This window comes from secondary endosymbiont of Heteropsylla cubana (genome assembly GCF_000287355.1).
Taxonomy (GTDB): Bacteria; Pseudomonadota; Gammaproteobacteria; order Enterobacterales; family Enterobacteriaceae.
Genome location: NC_018420.1, coordinates 698,356 through 717,049, shown reverse-complemented (window position 1 = coordinate 717,049; position 18,694 = coordinate 698,356). Strand labels below are relative to the sequence as shown.

14 protein-coding genes and 2 pseudogenes are annotated in these 18,694 nt (G+C 37.1%); 15 read left to right on the top strand and 1 reads right to left on the bottom strand.

Annotated elements, in window-relative coordinates:
- Positions 1 to 1,113: 1,113 nt before the first annotated feature.
- From rsmH to lpxC, 15 genes and pseudogenes are all read left to right on the top strand, one after another.
- Entirely contained in the window at positions 1,114 to 2,061 is a 948-nt protein-coding gene (gene rsmH, locus A35E_RS01890) for a 16S rRNA (cytosine(1402)-N(4))-methyltransferase RsmH (RefSeq protein WP_014888996.1), read from the top strand.
- A 205-nt stretch (positions 2,062 to 2,266) separates the two neighbouring features.
- A complete protein-coding gene (locus A35E_RS03340) occupies positions 2,267 to 2,413 on the top strand; it encodes a cell division protein FtsL (RefSeq protein WP_083835079.1) in 147 nt (48 codons plus the stop codon).
- Between the two features lie 51 nt (positions 2,414 to 2,464).
- Positions 2,465 to 4,181, top strand: a pseudogene (ftsI, locus tag A35E_RS01885) (peptidoglycan glycosyltransferase FtsI).
- On the top strand, positions 4,174 to 5,664 hold the full coding sequence (murE, locus tag A35E_RS01880; RefSeq protein WP_014888992.1) for a UDP-N-acetylmuramoyl-L-alanyl-D-glutamate--2,6-diaminopimelate ligase: 1,491 nt from the start codon (positions 4,174 to 4,176) through the stop codon (positions 5,662 to 5,664). Before ftsI ends, murE begins: the two are co-directional and overlap by 8 nt.
- Positions 5,661 to 7,016 carry a UDP-N-acetylmuramoyl-tripeptide--D-alanyl-D-alanine ligase gene (gene murF, locus A35E_RS01875; protein ID WP_014888991.1) on the top strand — a complete coding sequence of 452 codons (1,356 nt, stop codon included), beginning with the start codon at positions 5,661 to 5,663 and terminating at the stop codon, positions 7,014 to 7,016. Before murE ends, murF begins: the two co-directional genes overlap by 4 nt.
- Positions 7,010 to 8,092, top strand: coding sequence for a phospho-N-acetylmuramoyl-pentapeptide-transferase (gene mraY, locus A35E_RS01870; RefSeq protein WP_014888990.1), 1,083 nt, complete (start codon positions 7,010 to 7,012; stop codon positions 8,090 to 8,092). Before murF ends, mraY begins: the two co-directional genes overlap by 7 nt.
- A gap of 2 nt (positions 8,093 to 8,094) precedes the next feature.
- Entirely contained in the window at positions 8,095 to 9,411 is a 1,317-nt protein-coding gene (gene murD, locus A35E_RS01865; protein WP_014888989.1) for a UDP-N-acetylmuramoyl-L-alanine--D-glutamate ligase, read from the top strand.
- 68 nt (positions 9,412 to 9,479) lie between these two features.
- Positions 9,480 to 10,613: pseudogene (ftsW, locus tag A35E_RS01860) on the top strand (cell division protein FtsW); the annotation flags it as partial.
- On the top strand, positions 10,610 to 11,689 hold the full coding sequence (gene murG, locus A35E_RS01855) for an undecaprenyldiphospho-muramoylpentapeptide beta-N-acetylglucosaminyltransferase (RefSeq protein WP_014888987.1): 1,080 nt from the start codon (positions 10,610 to 10,612) through the stop codon (positions 11,687 to 11,689). The pseudogene ftsW and the gene murG, both read left to right, overlap by 4 nt.
- Positions 11,690 to 11,766: 77 nt before the next feature.
- Positions 11,767 to 13,263, top strand: coding sequence for a UDP-N-acetylmuramate--L-alanine ligase (gene murC / locus A35E_RS01850; RefSeq protein ID WP_044105126.1), 1,497 nt, complete (start codon positions 11,767 to 11,769; stop codon positions 13,261 to 13,263).
- A 36-nt stretch (positions 13,264 to 13,299) separates the two neighbouring features.
- Complete coding sequence (locus A35E_RS03135; protein ID WP_014888985.1) at positions 13,300 to 13,716, top strand: FtsQ-type POTRA domain-containing protein; 417 nt, start codon at positions 13,300 to 13,302, stop codon at positions 13,714 to 13,716.
- A 53-nt stretch (positions 13,717 to 13,769) separates the two neighbouring features.
- Complete coding sequence (locus tag A35E_RS03130) at positions 13,770 to 13,937, top strand: cell division protein FtsQ/DivIB (RefSeq protein ID WP_014888984.1); 168 nt, start codon at positions 13,770 to 13,772, stop codon at positions 13,935 to 13,937.
- A 190-nt stretch (positions 13,938 to 14,127) separates the two neighbouring features.
- On the top strand, positions 14,128 to 15,384 hold the full coding sequence (gene ftsA, locus A35E_RS01840; protein ID WP_044105124.1) for a cell division protein FtsA: 1,257 nt from the start codon (positions 14,128 to 14,130) through the stop codon (positions 15,382 to 15,384).
- Between the two features lie 76 nt (positions 15,385 to 15,460).
- Positions 15,461 to 16,621, top strand: a complete 1,161-nt coding sequence (gene ftsZ, locus A35E_RS01835) for a cell division protein FtsZ (RefSeq protein WP_014888982.1) — start codon at positions 15,461 to 15,463, stop codon at positions 16,619 to 16,621.
- A 106-nt stretch (positions 16,622 to 16,727) separates the two neighbouring features.
- Positions 16,728 to 17,645 (top strand): UDP-3-O-acyl-N-acetylglucosamine deacetylase, encoded by a 918-nt coding sequence (gene lpxC, locus A35E_RS01830; RefSeq protein WP_014888981.1) that lies wholly within the window; start codon positions 16,728 to 16,730, stop codon positions 17,643 to 17,645.
- A gap of 104 nt (positions 17,646 to 17,749) precedes the next feature.
- Here lpxC and A35E_RS01825 read toward each other — a convergent pair whose 3' ends face one another.
- On the bottom strand, positions 17,750 to 18,241 hold the full coding sequence (locus A35E_RS01825) for a DUF721 domain-containing protein (RefSeq protein ID WP_014888980.1): 492 nt from the start codon (positions 18,239 to 18,241) through the stop codon (positions 17,750 to 17,752).
- Positions 18,242 to 18,694: the final 453 nt, after the last annotated feature.

Below are 18,694 nucleotides of genomic sequence, written 5' to 3'. Positions count from 1 at the left end.
AACTACTTTAATGTTCGTTAAGAATCTGATCAAAAAGACTCCGAGGGATAATTCATTACATACCCTTAGTGAGTTATATTTATAAATACTAACACTATAGTAAAATTTTGAAAAAAATAATTAAATAATATTATTTAAAATGCAAAATAAATCTAAGCTACATATGAAAAATTTAATTAAATAAATCTTTAAGAAAAATTTGTAAGATATGTAAAATAATTAAACTAGAAAAATGCAAATGCATACAAGTATATTATTTTTTTATAAAATTATACTATATTTAATGATTAATGTGATTAAGTCGCAAACTGGATATAAAAAATATATTAAGACTTTTCGAAAAAGACAAAAAAATAAAAAATGGTTTAATTATACTAAACTACTAAACAAAGAAGTTATAACGTAGATTAGAAATACACTTACATTAACATAATAAATGAAAACAAGCTTCTTATTCCTCTCTTGTGAAAAGAGATTATTTGAAACTATTTTTTTTAGATATAAATTAAAATTATGGGAAATCTTAATCAGCTATAATTAAGACTTATTAAAATGTATATAATTTTAATAAAAACTAATTTATTAATAATATAGAAAGTAAGTTCTACTATTCTAAAAATGAGGTTAATGTCGCAACTATAGTATGTAAGTATTTTAGATACTGATTATTACTTAGTCGATAGACAATATTTCATTCCCATGAGCTATTTTTATTAGCAATAATAATTTATAAGGTTAAATACAATAAAAAACATATTTTAATGTCGTTATAAGTAAATATTAATAATAAAATCTAGACACCCTTGTCACTCATATCATTCATAAAAGTTAAAAAGAATTAAAATTTGATATTTTACATACAGTAATATTTGTGGTCATATATATCTTCTAGTATGTCTCTATCAATACTAGATAGACCATATAAATCAAACATTACTTTTGATTGCTCTAAAGGTAGAGATACAGGCTACTCGAAAGTAATAAAATTGATTAGGTGCTGATTTGATAAATAAGATAAACAACCCTGATATTAATTTCTCAAGGAGAAACTCTAATCTAAATTATCGAAAAAAATTACCGATAATCACTAGCTAAAGAATTTTCGCTACAACCATGTTAAAAAAATATCTACATACAAGCGTTTTACTAAATGAAGCGATACAGAGTCTGCATATTCGAGAAAATGGTATCTACCTTGATGGAACATTCGGACGCGGGGGGCATTCACGCTTGATTTTATCAAAGTTGGGATCACAAGGACAGCTTTTTGCCATAGACCGAGATCTTTCAGCTATAAAATCCGCGGAAACTATCACAGATTCTCGGTTTAAGATTATTCATGGATCGTTTTCCAACATCAAACAATACATGGATCAATTTTCCTTAATAGGTAAGATTGATGGAATATTGCTAGATCTTGGCGTTTCCTCACCACAACTCGACAATCCTGAACGCGGATTTTCATTTATGCGTAACGGACCTCTAGATATGAGAATGGATAATACACGCGGACAATCTGCTGCCCAGTGGCTAGAACAGGCTACAGAAGAAGAAATTATGCGCGTTTTAAAGATCTTTGGGGAGGAACGCTTTGCTAAGCGTATCGCTCAAACTATCGTTGACTATAAACAACAAAAATCAATAACCCACACTTCTGAACTAGCTTCACTAATTTTAGGAGCTGTGCCTTTCCGACGTAAACATCGACACCCTGCAACAAAGAGTTTTCAAGCAATTAGGATTTACATTAATAACGAACTAGAAGAGGTTAAACGTGCACTTGATAGCACCTTAACAGTTTTAAGCTCCGGTGGCCGATTGTCTATTATAAGCTTTCATTCTCTAGAAGATCGATTAATTAAAAAATTTATTCATTACTACAGCCGAAAACCACAATTACCAAAAGGGTTTCCCTTAAAAGAGGAACAAATCTGTATGAAATTTAAGGATCATAATAAATTAGATGCAACTGGAAAAATACATCCTTCAAAACAAGAAATACAAAATAATCCACGCTCGCGCAGTGCAATACTGCGATTTGCTAGGAAATCGACAACATGAATGATCATAAAATACAGCATAATTTATTTAAAATAATCATGAAAAAGTTGCTAGTTCATTTCAAGCTGCAATTTTTTACTTCTGATCAATGTCTTGATTTCAGCCACTATGGTAGTCACAATCACTTATAAAACACGCTAAATAATAGTAAAACATGAACAGACATTAATAAAAAAAATATACACTAGATAACGAATGGCTCAATCTGATTTTAGAAAAAAATTCACTAGCAGATCATGACCAAATAGCTCGACTTGCTATCGAGAAGATTCAGATGCAACATGTTGTTCCATTGCAAGAACAGATGATATTTTATCGATATTCTACTACATGGATCGATGAAGATAGATGAAAACCATTGAGCACATAATAATACTAAACCAAGAAAAAACAAAACACTGCAATTAACTGGCGTTTACCCTTTCTGTATGATTGTATCCTATTAGCACTATCTAGCCTAACACTACAATTGGGGTACTTGCAAATAATCAATCCAGAAAAATTAATGCACGAAGGAGATGTGCGTTCACTGCGCATACAACCAATTCCTATTGAACGCGGTATCATAAGCGACCGGGCAGAGCATCTAATCGCAATTAACGTTCCCGTTAAAGCTGTTTTGGCTGATCCAAAAGAATTACATAATCATAATGGAATTGCCCCCACCAATAACCGATTGGGAGTTTTATCTAATATACTTTCAATCCCTATTGATCAAATATCTTCTCTAATTAACAAACATAAAAAACGTTTTGCCTATCTAGCCCGCCAGGTTAATCCTGCTATAGGTGATTATATCCACACACTGAAACTACCTGGAATTTACCTTCTCCAAGAATCGCGACGCTATTATCCCACTAGTCATGTTACCGCACATCTCGTTGGAATTACTAATATTGACAGTCAAGGAATTGAAGGTGTTGAAAAAAAGTTTTGATAACTGGTTAACAGACCATCCTGGTAAACTCAAGGTGCGCAAAGATCGGTGTGGTCAGATTATTGAAAATATTTCTTCGGTAGGTAGCCAACAAAATCCGAATAATTTATTTCTAAGTATCGATAAACACTTACAAGCGCTAGTTTATCGCAAGTTACACAATTTAGTAGTATCCAACAAAGCCGAGTCGGAAACAACTATAATGCTAGATATTAACACCGGTAAAGTACTAGCTATGGCTAACAGCCCTTCTTACAACCTAAACAAACTTAATCCTACTAATATCGACGTAATGCGTAACCGAGCAATTACATATATTTTCGAGCCAGGTTCAACTGTTAAACCAATGGTAATAATGACGGCGCTGCAACGTCGAATAATTCAAAAAAACAATATTCTAAATACGATGCCTTATACAATAAATGGACACACCATTAAAGATGTGGCGCAATACCCCAAATTAACGCTTACTGGTGTTTTACAAAAATCAAGTAATGCAGGTGTATCTAAGCTAGCGTTAGCCATGTCACCTTCAGCGTTAGTAGAAACTTACTCGCGCTTTGGGTTAGGTAAAGCAACCAGATTAGGACTTATCGGAGAAAGCCGAGGCTTATATACTCAAAAACAATACTGGTCTAAAATAGAAAGAACAGCTTTCTCTTGCGGTTATGTTCTTATGGTGAAACCTTTGCAATTAGCTCGAGTTTACGCCACTATCGGCGGTATGGGTGTTATACGATCTTTATCCATAATCCGAATAGTGAACCTATCAGTAATAGGAAAAAGAGTTTTTCCCGAATCACTTGTACGCACTATTCTTAATATGATGGAAAGCGTCGCACTACCGGGTGGTGGAGGAAGCAAAGCGGCTATCAAGGGCTACCGAATAGCTGTTAAAACTGGAACTTCTAAACAAGTTGGATCCAAGGGTACCTATATTAATAAATATATCACTTATACCACTAGGGTTTCTCCGATCAGTAATCCGTGTTTTTCACTAGTAGTGGTTATTAACGACCCTATGGGAAAAGAATACTACGGTGGTGCAGTCTCAGCACCCGTATTTAGCAGCATCATGAGTGGAGTACTTCGCGCTATGAATATCGAGCCAGACGCATTGCCGAAACTTAACAAAGAATACAATAGAGTTATTGATAATAAAGCAGAGGCATGTGGTGGCTAATTATAACTTACGGACACTACTCCACCCTTGGGTGCCTTGTGTCCCAAAATGTATTTTAAAAGGAATTACACTCGATAGCCGCACTGTAATTGAAGGGTATCTTTTTATTGCTATAATAGGCCATAAGATCGATGCACGACGGTATATTCCCCAGGCTATTACACAAGGTGCAATAGCCGTTTTATCGGAAACCGAAAGCAAAGACAAAGAAGGTGAAATCCATGAACTACACGGCGTCCCAATTATCTATCTCTATCAACTCAAAACCCGATTATCACTTTTAGCTGGACGCTTTTATAAAAATCCATCGCACTTTCTTTCTTTGGTAGCGGTTACTGGCACTAATGGAAAAACAAGTACTAGTCATCTTCTTGCCCAGTGGGTACAGTTATTAGGCAATAAGACTGGCGTAATGGGAACTATCGGTAACGGTGCACTTGGTAACATCCATCCATCTAAAAACACTACTGAGTCTCCTTTTGAAATTCAAAAAACTTTATCTAATTTAAAACTCCAGGGCGTCCGTTTCGCAGCGATGGAAGTATCTTCTCATGCCCTAGTTCAAGATCGGGTTAACAATGTATTTTTTTCTGCTGCAGTATTTACTAATTTAAGTCGCGACCACCTTGACTATCACAAAGATATGGAAAAGTATGAATCCGCTAAATGGACGTTGTTCAACAAACTAGCTGTCAATCAGCATATTATTAATGCCGATGATGCTACCGGAAGGCGTTGGCTCAAAACATTGAAAAAAGCAATCGCAGTTACACTTAACAAATCACTTCCAATAAAGTGGAAGGGTAGATGGCTATCCGCTGGCAAGGTCCGTTATCATGCAGAAGGAACGGAAATCCCATTTCGATCTACCTGGGGAAATGGAACAATTCAAAGTCCACTAGTAGGAAAAATAAATACAAGTAATATTTTACTAGCTCTCACTACCCTTCTAGCGCTTGGATATCCATTACTAGAGCTAGTAAAGAGTACCAGCTATCTGCAACCTGTCTGCGGTCGCATGGAAGTCTTTCGAATTCAAAATCGCCCTATGGTTATGTTAGATTATGCTCATAACCCAGATGCACTTAAAAAAATTTTAATAGATGCAAGATTATATTGCGAAGGTAAATTATGGTGCATATTTGGCTGTGGTGGAGAACGAGATAAAGGTAAAAGACCTATCATGGGGGCCATCGCTGAACAGTACGCAGATCAGGTAATCATTACTGATGATAACCCACGTAATGAAAAAGCTTTAGATATCATTAATGATATTCAGCGTGGCCTGCTAGATAAGAGAAAAATTCAGGTAATTTCTAATCGAACACACGCGATCACCATGGCCATTATGCAAGCTACAACTTCAGATTTAGTAGTAGTAGCCGGTAAAGGTCATGAAAATTACCAGATTATTGGGCAACATCAATTATATTTTTCAGATCGTATTCTTATTGCCCGATTATTGAAAGGACAAGCAAAGTGATTCCCTTTACTCTAAAAACAATAGCTCGATTCCTTCATGCGGAATGGTTGGGAAATGATTGCACCATCGACACCATTAGTACTGATTCTCGTGTTCTTGCAGGAAAGCAATCTTTATTTGTCGCGTTAAGAGGAAAACAATTTGACGGTCATGATTTCGCCAAAAAATCAAATTCTACTGCGCTATTAGTCAACCGACCACTACCAATTAACGTACCACAACTTATTGTTGCTGACACTCATAGCGCTTTGGGACAGTTAGGTGTTTGGGTCCGTCAGCAAATTACAACTCGTGTTGTAGCACTAACAGGCTCATCAGGAAAAACATTAGTAAAAGAAATGACTAGCGCCATCCTGCAAGAATGCGGACAAGTTCTAAAAACAGACGGTAATTGTAATAACCAAATCGGCGTACCACTGACACTACTTCAACTAACACCGTCACATGATTTTGCAGTTATTGAACTGGGAGCTAATCAACCTACTGAAATTGCTTGGATGATTAAATTAATCCAACCAGAAACTACATTGATCAATAATGTTTCTCCAGCTCACCTCGATGGGTTTAAGTCTTTATCTGGAGTGGCACAAGCTAAAAGTGAAATTTTTACCGGTTTGCCAATTAATGGATGCGCGATTCTTAACGCTGATAGTAATGATTGGTTGCGATGGAAGGAACTATTAAAAGAGAAAGCAGTATGGCGCTTTTCTGTGCATAAATCTGTCGGCGTAGATTTTTTTGCTAGTAATGTTGAACACAAACGCGACAGTCTATGCTTCACGATAACCACCCCACGGGGAAAATGCTCGGTACGTTTAGCTCTGCTAGGGGAGCATAATATCGCAAATGCTTTAGCAGCTTGTGCACTAGCGATATCAGTAGGAGCTGATCTACCTGCAGTGTCTTCTGGTTTAGGAAAGATAAGACCCTTATCTGGGCGAATTAACCCTATTTTACTTAGAAAAAACCAACTGCTTTTAGATGATACCTATAACGCTAATGTCAGCTCCATGAATGCCGCCATACAGGTGTTAAACACAATGACAGGCTACCGAGTAATGGTTGTTGGAGATATGGCGGAACTAGGAGAGCAAGCAATAAAATGGCATCAACTAATCGGAGAAAACATTAGGAAAACCAATATTGACAAAGTATTAAGCGTCGGACGGTTAAGCTATTTTATTAGTCAAACTAGCAGACGCGGCGAACATTTTCAAGATAAAGATCAAATAGTAACTCGATTAACGCAACTGCTATCCGCTAAGAAAACAATCACTATATTAATAAAAGGTTCACGTAGTGCCGGTATGGAAAAAGTAGTGCAAATATTAGAGGAGATAACACGATGCTAGTCTGGTTAGCAGAATATCTTGTTCAGTTTTATTCGGGATTTAATGTATTCTCTTATTTGACATTTCGTGCCATTGTTAGCTTACTAACCGCACTTTTCGTTTCATTGTGGATGGGACCCTATTTAATCGCGTGGCTCCAAAAACTACAGATTGAGCAAGTAGTTCGCGCTAATGGTCCAGAATCACATTTTTCTAAAAGAGGTACTCCCACCATGGGTGGGATATTGATCTTAACCTCAATAATAATTTCCGTGTTGATGTGGGCCTATCCAACAAACCCATATGTATGGTATGTACTTTTTATTTTGATAAGTTATGGCATAGTAGGTTTAATTGATGATTATCGCAAAGTAATAAAAAAAAACACCAAAGGGCTTCTAGCGCGTTCAAAATATTTTTGGCAATCAATTATAGCGCTTGAATTCGCTTTTACCATATTTACAACATCTATAGATACCGCTGCAACAACACTCGTAATTCCATTTTTTAAAGAAATTATGCCACAACTTGGAATATGGTATGTGCTTTTGGCTTATTTTGTCATTGTTGGAACAAGTAATGCCGTCAACTTAACTGATGGCCTAGATGGATTAGCAATTATGCCCGTAGTATTTATTGCCGCCGCTCTGTCGTTAGTAGCTTGGGCAAGTAGTAATATAAATTTTTCTGGATATCTTCATATTCCTTACGTGAAATTTTCAGGTGAGCTAGTTGTCATATGTACGGCTATTGTGGGAGCTGGTCTAGGTTTTTTATGGTTTAATACATACCCCGCGCAACTCTTTATGGGAGATGTTGGTTCACTAGCGTTGGGAGGAGCACTCGGAAGCATCGCTGTGCTTCTTCGACAAGAATTATTGCTTCTGATTATAGGTGGAGTCTTTGTAGTGGAAACACTATCAGTGATTTTACAAGTAACTTCCTTTAAATGGCGCGGCCATCGTATTTTTCGCATGGCACCAATTCATCATCATTATGAATTAAAAGGTTGTCCTGAACCACGCGTCATTGTGCGTTTTTGGATTATTTCACTCGTTCTAGTTCTCATCGGGCTAGCCACTCTAAAGGTTAGATAATAATGAAGAACTATAAAGAGGAAAACGTTGTTATTGTTGGATTAGGAGTAACCGGCTTGTCATGCGTTTATTTCTTTCTACGCCGAGGAATTATACCCCGAGTAATGGATACCAGATTAATTCCTCCGAATCTTAACAGACTACCACCAGAGGTTCCTCGGTGTCTGGGTTTCTTACATATACCGTGGTTATTTGAAGCTACACTTATCGTCACAAGCCCTGGTATTTCTCTATCCCATCCTGCTTTAGCTGCAGTCTCATCATCTGGAATTCCTATCGTTGGAGATATAGAACTATTCGCTCATGAAGTATCGGCACCAGTAATCGCAATCACCGGTTCGAATGGTAAAAGTACTGTTATCCACATGCTAGAAAAAATGATAGGTGTTAATTGGAATGTAGGTGTTGGTGGAAACACAGGAGTTCCTGCGCTAAATTTACTTGATTTACCATTCGAAATTTATCTACTTGAGTTATCGAGCTTTCAACTCGAAACCACCCATAACTTGAAATTAACAGCAGCAACAGTACTTAACATCACTGAAGATCACATGAATCGATATCCGCATGGTTTTCAACAGTACAGAACAACTAAATTAAAAATTTATAAAAATGCCATGATATGCATTGTTAATGCAGAAGATATATTTACTCTTCCAATCAATAAAAACAATTCACGCTATATTAGTTTTGGCAGAAAACAAGGTGACTACTTTCTAAAACAACATAAAGGGCAAATATGGTTAATGGCATATGGTGAGCAAATACTTAACACTGCGGAATTACGCATTGTTGGGCAACATAATTACATGAATGCTCTTGCAGCTCTAGCAATAGCAGATGCAGTAGGAATTTCACGAGAATCAAGCTTATCAGGGTTGCTTCAATGTCAAGGACTAGCACACCGTTTTGAACTAATACATGAACAAAGCGGCGTGCGTTGGATTAATGATTCTAAGGCAACTAATGTAGGTAGTACATTGGCAGCACTAAACGGAGTGGAAGTAACAGGTACGCTCCATCTTATAATGGGTGGCGATAGTAAATGTGCTGATCTCACACCGCTAATACCGTGGTTGAAAAACACGAAAATTCACCTATATTGTTTCGGGCAAGATCGAAAACGATTAAGCGCTCTACGTCTCGATGCTACGACACTCACCAAAACACTTGAAGAGATAATGTATATTGTTGGGTCGCGGGTAAGACAAGGAGATGTAGTATTACTATCTCCAGGGTGCGCCAGTTTAGATCAGTTCACTAATTTTGAAGCACGTGGACAAGTATTTTCGCAGCTAGCAAGAGAGGTAAGCAGATGACACCCTACCGTGATTTAAAATTTATTTCTCAATGGGGAAGCGCTAGGATAATCAATACATATCAGACTACTGCTACTTATCTTCTCTACGATCATACACTACTCTGGCTAATACTAGGACTAATTAGCATCGGTTTTGTAATGGTTACTTCAGCCTCGATGCCAATCGGAATACGTTTATTGAACGATTGTCTTCATTTCGCAAAACATGATGCATTATATATCGATGTGTCGTTTTTATTATCCCTAGTGACACTCAACACCGCAATATCAACCTGGCAACGATATATCTCAATGATGTTACTTGTTAGCATCGTGCTCCTATTAGCAACAATAATAATTAGTAGCTCATCTAATAGAACAATGCATTGGATAACAGTTGGACCAATACGGATTCAACCAGCAAAATTATCTAAGCTTTCTTTTTTTTGCTACTTATCTAGTTATTTAGTAAAAAAAGAAAAAAAAGTATGCACTAAATTTTGGGGGATATGTAAGCCGATATCCGTAATAGTAATAATGGCAATATTACTTCTAGCTCAACCAGATCTTGGTTCAACAGTAATCCTATTTGTTTCCACACTATCTATGTTATTTTTAGCCGGAGCTAAATTATATCCATTCTTCTTTATTATTGTATCAGGAATCTTTTTAATGATATTGCTAATCATTATAAAACCTTATCGAATACAACGCCTGATGTCATTTTGGAATCCCTAGGATGATCCTTTTGGTAGCGCCTACCAACTTACACAATCTCTTGTTGCGTTTGGTCGAGGTCAGTTATGGGGTAAGGATTAATCAATTCAATACAAAAGTTAGAATATATTCCAGAGGCCCATACTGATTTTATCGTTGCCATTCTAGGTGAAGAATTAGGTTGTTTCGGACTAGTAGCAGCAATCCTTGTGATTTTTCTAGTTACATTGCGCTCTATGTGGATTGGCCAAACAGCAATGCTACTTAACCAAAAATTTTCTGCTTTTCTAGCTCATTCTACAGGAATATGGTTTAGTGTTTAGGCTATGATTAATATCGGAGGCGCCACGGGAATTCTTCCAACTAAAGGATTAACCCTACCATTAATTTAGCCACGGTGGTTCAAGTTTAATAATTATGTTAACAGCTATAGTATTACTTCTAAGAGTTGATTTTGAGAGACATCTTTCTCAAATACAGGCTTTTATGAAGGAAAAAAAATGACATTGAAAATAAAAAGATTAATGATCATAGCGGGTGGTACTGGTGGTCATTTGTTTCCTGGACTAGCCGTTGCGCATTCTCTTATGGATAAAAAATGGCAAATTCGCTGGCTTGGAACAGCTAATCACATGGAAGCTACAATCGTCCCACAATATGGTATTGATATTGACTTTATTCAAATTAATGGTTTACGCGGAAAAAGATTAAAAGAAAATTTTTTTTTACCAATTCAAATTTGTCGAGCCTTGTGGAAATCAAAACAAATTATACAAAAATGGAATCCAGATGTAGTTCTCTGCATGGGTGGTTACATTTCTGGGCCTGGTGGTTTAGCGGCTTGGATATGTGGTATTCCAGTTATTCTCCATGAACAAAACAGCATCGCCGGACTCACTAATCGTAGTCTATCAAAAATTGCCACCAAAGTATTACAGGCTTTTCCTAGTGCTTTTTCTCATGCGCAAGTAGTAGGCAACCCAATACGCAATACAGTTCTTTCACTCGCTCCTCCTTATATACGATTTCAAAAGCGTACAGGAAGAATTCGAGTACTAATTATCGGTGGTAGCCAAGGTGCGAAAATACTCAATCAAACTATGCCTGCAGTTTCTGCTCGATTAAAAGGAAAATTAATACTGTGGCATCAAGTAGGTAAAAATAACCTAGAATTGGTTAAAAAAAACTATTTAAAACACGGTGACACCAGTCATAAAATAGAGGAATTTATCGACGATATAGCTTCAGCTTATAATTGGGCAGATGTCGTGGTGTGCCGTGCAGGCGCAATAACCGTAAGCGAAATCGCAACCGTTGGTTTACCAGCTCTATTTATTCCTTTTATGCACAACGATCGACATCAATACTGGAATGCTCGATTTCTGGAACAAGTCGGTGCAGCAAAAATTATTGAGCAAGCAGACTTTAGCATTGCGAAGGTTAGCGCCTTATTAGAAGGATGGGATCGAGCAATATTATTAACTATGGCACAACGTGCTTTATCGATCGCTATACCTAATGCAACAGAGCTCGTAGTTCAAGAAGTGGAAGCTACAGCCAGAAGAGACGGAAACCACTAATCTGCTACGTGATTAATACAAAAAAAAATAAACTTGAACATGCCTTCTTAAGGTTTTTTGACTTAAACGACAAGACTGTGGATAGTAAAAAACTCGCTAAACTAAAAACTTTTATACCGACAATGGGTGGTATCAAAAAAATTCATTTCGTTGGAATTGGTGGTGCAGGAATGGGAGGCGTCGCAAAAGTGCTAGCAGATGAGGGATATCAAATCAGCGGTTCTGATCTAGCACCGAATGTAGTTACGAAAGAATTAATATCTCTTGGTGCTAAAATCTATTTTAACCACCACCCGGGAAATATTCTTAATGCAAGCGTCGTAGTGCTTTCAAGTAGCATTTCATCCGAAAACCCAGAAATTATAGCAGCCAAAGCAGCACACATCCCTGTTGTTCACCGTGCAGAAATGCTTGCGGAGCTGATGCGTTTTCGTCACGGTATAGCTATTGCCGGAACACACGGCAAGACTACGACAACAGCGATGGTTTCTAGTATTTATCTCGAAGCTGGACTAGATCCAACCTTCGTAAATGGTGGCTTATTAAAATCAAGTGGAATACACGCCCGTCTAGGGTTTAGTCGCCATATAATTGTTGAAGCTGATGAAAGTGATGCTTCATTTCTACATTTATACCCAATAGTAGCCATTATCACCAACATTGAAGCCGACCATATGGATACTTATGGAAATCTTGAAAACCTTAAACAAACTTTTATTAATTTTTTGCACAACCTTCCATTTTACGGATGTGCCGTAATGTGTATCGATGATAAGGTAATTCGTGAACTTCTACCATACATTAAACGGAGAATTACTACTTATGGTTTTAGTGATGATGCTGACTTTCATCTCAGTAATTACTATCAAGAAGGTACTTTTGGAAGCTTTACCCTTACTCGAAAAGCAATACAAGAAAAAAATATATTAAAAATAAAACTTAATGCGCCAGGCCGACACAATGCACTAAATGCAGTAGCAGCAATTGCCGTAGCAACTGAAGAAGGCATTAATGATACGAGTATTTTTCAGGCTATGTTGAAATTTCAGGGAACCAGTCGCCGATTCGATAATTTAGGGAATTATGATTTAAACAAGATTAATGGAAAAAAAGGGAAAGTTATGCTAATCGACGATTACGGCCATCATCCAACTGAACTAGATGCGACAATTAAATCAGTACGTTCCGGCTGGCCAAAAAAACGATTAGTCATGGTTTTTCAACCACACCGTTATACACGAACACGAGATTTATACGAAGATTTTATTAACGTTCTTTCTAACGTGGATATTCTACTAATACTAGATGTATATCCTGCTGGAGAAGACGCAATTTTAGGTGCTGACAGCCACTCATTATGCTTCAGCATTCAAAAAAACGGAAAGGTAAATCCCATTTTCGTTTCGGATATAAACTCTTTACCAGATATATTGTCTGATATATTAAAAGATGATGACCTTTTGCTTATGCAAGGAGCTGGAACAATAGGCAATATTGCTAGAAAACTAGCTGATACCAGTTTAAAACCATGCGCTATTAAAAATGTTTATGATAAAAAATTTAACGAAATATAATGATGTTTTCTATGCTAATTCCATGAGAATCCTGACATGTCCCAGGAAGTAATCAATACTTATCAAAACAGTAATATCGAAAACAATACACCGAGCAATACTAGCCATGTTATAGGGATTGTTTTGCTGATTATTTTAACCATCAATATAATAATCAAAGGGTGGGTATGCTTAGAATGGATGAAAAATGATGATCACTTAGGATTACCTAAACTCATAATTACAGAAGAAAGTTTTTATACCACTAAAAATGATATTCACCAGGCAATCCTAACACTAGGAAAACCAGATAATTTTATTTCACAAAACCTGAATCAGATTGATGAACAAATTAAATACATCCCTTGGATAAAACAAGTAAATATAAGTAAAAAATGGCCAAATGAGTTAAAAATTCACTTAGTGGAATATATGCCGATTTGTCGCTGGAGCGATAAATATCTACTTGATTAATCAGGAGAAACATTTATTTTGCCGGAAGCACGTATCGGAAAAAAATTATATCCATGTTATATGAACCACAAGGCAGCGAAAAAGATGTATTGAGCGCTTATTACATTATAAATGCAATATTATTATCTGATTTTCATCTGAAAGATATACGTATGACAAACCGTCGTGCATGGAAACTAACATTACAAGACGATATTCAGTTGGAACTTGATCGGAAATAAAGTAGTAACCGTCTTCAACGCTTTATCGACATTTATCCTACTCTTCGCGAAGAAGCTCGATACCGTAAAAAACGTATTAGTTATGTAGATTTACGATATAAATCCGGCTTAGCTGTGGGATGGACTAGAACTCATATCCAATCGAAATAATAGTATTCACCAGCAAGAACAGGCATAAAATAAAATAATTATGATCAATTCGATGGACAGGAAACTAGTAGTAGGACTCGAAATAGGTACAGCCAAGGTCGCTACCCTGGTAGGAGAAGTACTGCCCGATGGTATGCTTAACATTATAGGAGTTGGAAGTTGCCCATCGCGAGGGGTGGATAAGGGTGGCGTTAACGACCTAGAATCAGTTTTAAACTGTATAAAACGCGCTGTTGATCAAGCAGAGCTAATGGCGGAATGCCAGATCTCGTCAGTATATCTTTCTTTATCCGGTAAACATATTAGCTGTCAAAATGAAATTGGGATGGTACCAATTACTGACGAAGAAGTTACACAAGAAGATATTGAAAATGTAGTACATACCGCAAAATCAGTGCGTGTCTGTGATGAGCATCGTATTTTACACGTCATTCCCCAAGAATATGCAATTGACTATCAAAAAGGTATAAAAAATCCTATTGGTTTGTCCGGCATGCGCATGCAAGCCAAAGTTCATCTAATTACTTGCCATAATGACATGGCGAAAAATATTGTTAAAGCCGTTGAACGTTGTGGATTAAAAGTTGATAAACCTATTTTTTCTGGTTTGGCGTCAAGTTACGCAGTTTTAACTGAAGACGAACGCGAACTCGGTGTTTGCGTAGTTGATATTGGTGGCGGAACGATGGACGTCGCGATATATACTGCTGGAGCACTTCGTTATATCAAAGTGATTCCTTATGCTGGTAATGTAGTTACTAGCGATATTGCATATGCTTTTAGCATCCCTCCTAGCGATGCTGAATCACTCAAAATCCGATATGGATGCGCACTGGGATCTATGCTTACTAAAAACGAAAGCGTAGAGGTACCAAGCGTTGGAGGAAGGCCACCCCGCACTCTACAACGATACATCTTAGCTGAAGTAATTGAACCACGTTATACCGAACTATTGTATCTAGTTAAAGACGAGATCCTACAAGTTCAAGAACAACTAAGAAGGCAGGGAGTACAACACCATATAGCTGCGGGCATTATCCTCACCGGTGGAGCCGCGCAAATTTATGGCTTATCAGCATGCGCTCAACGCGTATTTCATGCCCAAGTACGTATTGGTCAACCTATAAATATCATCGGCTTAACAGATTACGCACAAAATCCTTGTTATTCTACTGCGGTAGGACTTTTACATTATGGGAAAGACTCACATTTAAATAAGGAGGTAGGTGTGGAAAAAAAAATATCGGTAAAAAAATGGTTTCAGTGGTTTAGTAAATGGTTACAAAAAGAATTTTAACAACTTTCGAAACAGTATCTAGCTGTACAGAAAGCTATTTCTGAATAAAGAACAAGGTAAAAAACGGAGAGAAATTATGTTTGAACCTGTAGAATCAACCAACGATGCAGTAATTAAAGTTATCGGAGTTGGAGGCGGTGGAGGTAACGCTGTCGAACATATGGTAAGAGAACGCATCGAAGGCGTTGATTTTTTTGCGGTCAATACAGATGCGCAAGCATTGCGTAAAACCGCAGTCGGCCAAACGATTCAAATCGGTAGTGGTATTACGAAAGGGTTAGGAGCTGGTGCTAATCCAGAAGTAGGACGAAATTCTGCCGAAGAAGATCGTGAAACTCTAGAGACCGCACTTGAAGGAGCTGATATGGTATTTATCGCTGCTGGCATGGGTGGGGGTACGGGTACTGGTGCCGCACCTGTTGTCGCAGAAGTTGCTAAAAATCTAGGGATATTAACTGTAGCTGTAGTGACAAAACCGTTTAATTTTGAAGGAAAAAAACGTATGTCATTTGCTGAACAAGGTATTGCTGCACTCTCAAAACATGTTGATTCGCTGATTATCATCCCAAATGATAAGCTATTAAAAGTATTAGGACGTGGAATTTCGCTACTTGATGCTTTTGGTGCCGCTAACAATGTCTTAAAAGGCGCAGTTCAAGGTATTGCTGAACTTATTACTCGTCCAGGGTTGATGAACGTTGATTTTGCCGACGTACGAACTGTAATGTCAGAAATGGGTTATGCCATGATGGGTTCCGGAATGGCGGGGGGTGAAGATCGAGCAGAAGAAGCAGCAGAAATCGCTATTTCTAGTCCACTTTTAGAAGATATCGATCTATCGGGTGCGCGAGGGGTTTTAGTAAATATCACTGCCGGATTTGATTTACGATTAGACGAATTTGAAACTGTAGGTAACACCATCCGCGCTTTTGCCTCTGATAACGCTACAGTAGTCATCGGCACATCTCTTGATCCAGATATGAATAATGAATTAAGGGTTACCGTAGTAGCAACAGGTATTGGTATAGATAAACGACCAGAAATTACATTGTTAAACACAAAACAATCTAATACACGCCTAATAGATCACTGTTATCGAAATCACCCTGAAAGCATATCTTCTTTCAATCAGGAACAAAAAATAGGAAAAAAAATTATTGGTGAGAAAAACATACAAGAAAATAAAGAACTTGATTATCTTGACATCCCAGCCTTCTTGCGCAAACAAGCTGATTAGCTACCACATTTTTTGGAAACGTTGGTCTTTGTGCTACACTTAAAAATTACCATTGCTTAGGTATTACAGAGTAGAAAGCACGGTTAAACATTGCGAGAAAAAAGAGATGATCAAACAGCGGACATTAAAACGTATTGTGCAAGCTACCGGTGTCGGATTACATACGGGGAAAAGAGTTACACTGACATTACGCCCTGCACCGGAAAAAACTGGGGTCATCTATCGTCGGTGCGATTTAAATCCACCAGTAGATTTCCGAGTAGATCCGACCTCAGTACGCGATACCATGCTATGCACTTGTCTTATTAATGAACATAATATACGTCTTTCCACTGTAGAACATTTAAATGCTGCCTTAGCCGGATTAGGAATTGATAATGTTATTCTTGAAGTAGATGCGCCTGAAGTGCCAATTATGGACGGCAGCGCTTTTCCCTTCGTATACCTTCTCCTCAACGCTGGTATTAAAGAACTTAACAGCCAAAAAAAATTTTTACGCCTCAAGGAATCAGTACAAGTTGCAGAGGGAGATAAATGGGCTGAATTAGCTCCATATGACGGTTTTACACTCGATTTTACTATTGATTTTAAACATCCGGCGATTAACACCAGTTTACAGCATTATTTTCTAGATTTCTCTGCTGAATCGTTCGTGCGCCAAATAAGTCGCGCACGTACTTTTGGGTTTATGCGTGATATTGAACATTTGCAATATCAAGGGCTAGCATTGGGAGGTAGCGTTGACTGTGCTATAGTAATTGATGATTATCGAGTGCTAAATGAAGACGGTTTACGTTTTGAAAATGAATTTGTCCGGCATAAAATGCTTGATGCGATTGGTGACCTATTCATGTGTGGTCATAATATCATTGGTGCCTTTAGTGCAAAAAAATCAGGCCACACTATAAACAACAAGTTACTAAAAGCTGTTTTGGCGCGTCAAGAAGCATGGGAATTAGTATCCTTCAAGGATAAAGAAGAACTGCCTCCAGCGTTTCAGGCGCCCTCCCTCGTTATAGCTTAAACTTGTTTAAATATTGTTAAAAAAATCACGTTTATTTCATATTTATTAAAGTCTTCTTATCAAGAAGAATGGTTTTTTATTCATATTCTCACGATGGTTAAGCGCTATATTTTTACCGATAATGCGGCTAATCTTTCTAGTATCTTTTTTAATTTTCCTTCACTGCATGCTGCTACATGACGAATAGACGCTGCACTCTGTTTGCTTAAACATTTAGGTTTTATTTTAAAAGGGCAGGTTCCATCGTTATTGTGTGCATTCCATTCCTGTTTTTTTGCTAAGGAAGGATTAATCCTGATCTCCATAGACAATAATGATGGTAAAATCTGCTTTTTTAAGGAAGAGAATAATTGAGGTTTTTCGTAAGATAATAACATTTTCCAGTTGGCGTTTGCCGTTTCCAAAACTAGCACACCTTCTCTAAAATTAGCAACCCGACACCGAAGCGCAAGTTGTTTTGGCAACAATCTATGAACCACTCGGTTAATATTTAGAAGCAGGATGCCGCGCTGCGGAATCGTTAAAAGAAAATTGGGATTCCTTTTGTTAGGATTGTTAAATAAGAGATCAATCATATGTGGATAACTTTTACGCACAAAAACACTCCGCTAGAACCTATTATAAAATAATAAATATTATAAAACAATCGTTGGAATAATAATATTGGCAGACTTTATTTCTACACAAACATTCTAATAATGAGACTCATAATTGAAGTGAAGGGCTATATATCTAAAAACTCCATTTTAAAAATCCAGATCAGGATGCTTGTTAATCAATAAGTTGTTATTCAAATCACCTTTATAAAACTAATAGTACTAATGAATGCTTTCTTCTGTTGTTCGTGTTGTTCTTGATTATCACTATACAGGATTCTATCTCTAAGTAATATTAGGTGTAATCTATTCCTTTCGACTCGTATTATTATATATCAGATATAAAAATTTTAAATATGTTGCTTAATCCGTTAGGACGAGGGCTTATAGATCCTATATCAATTTATAGAAATTAGCACAAGTTATATCTCTTTCCCAAAAAAAACGTAATTA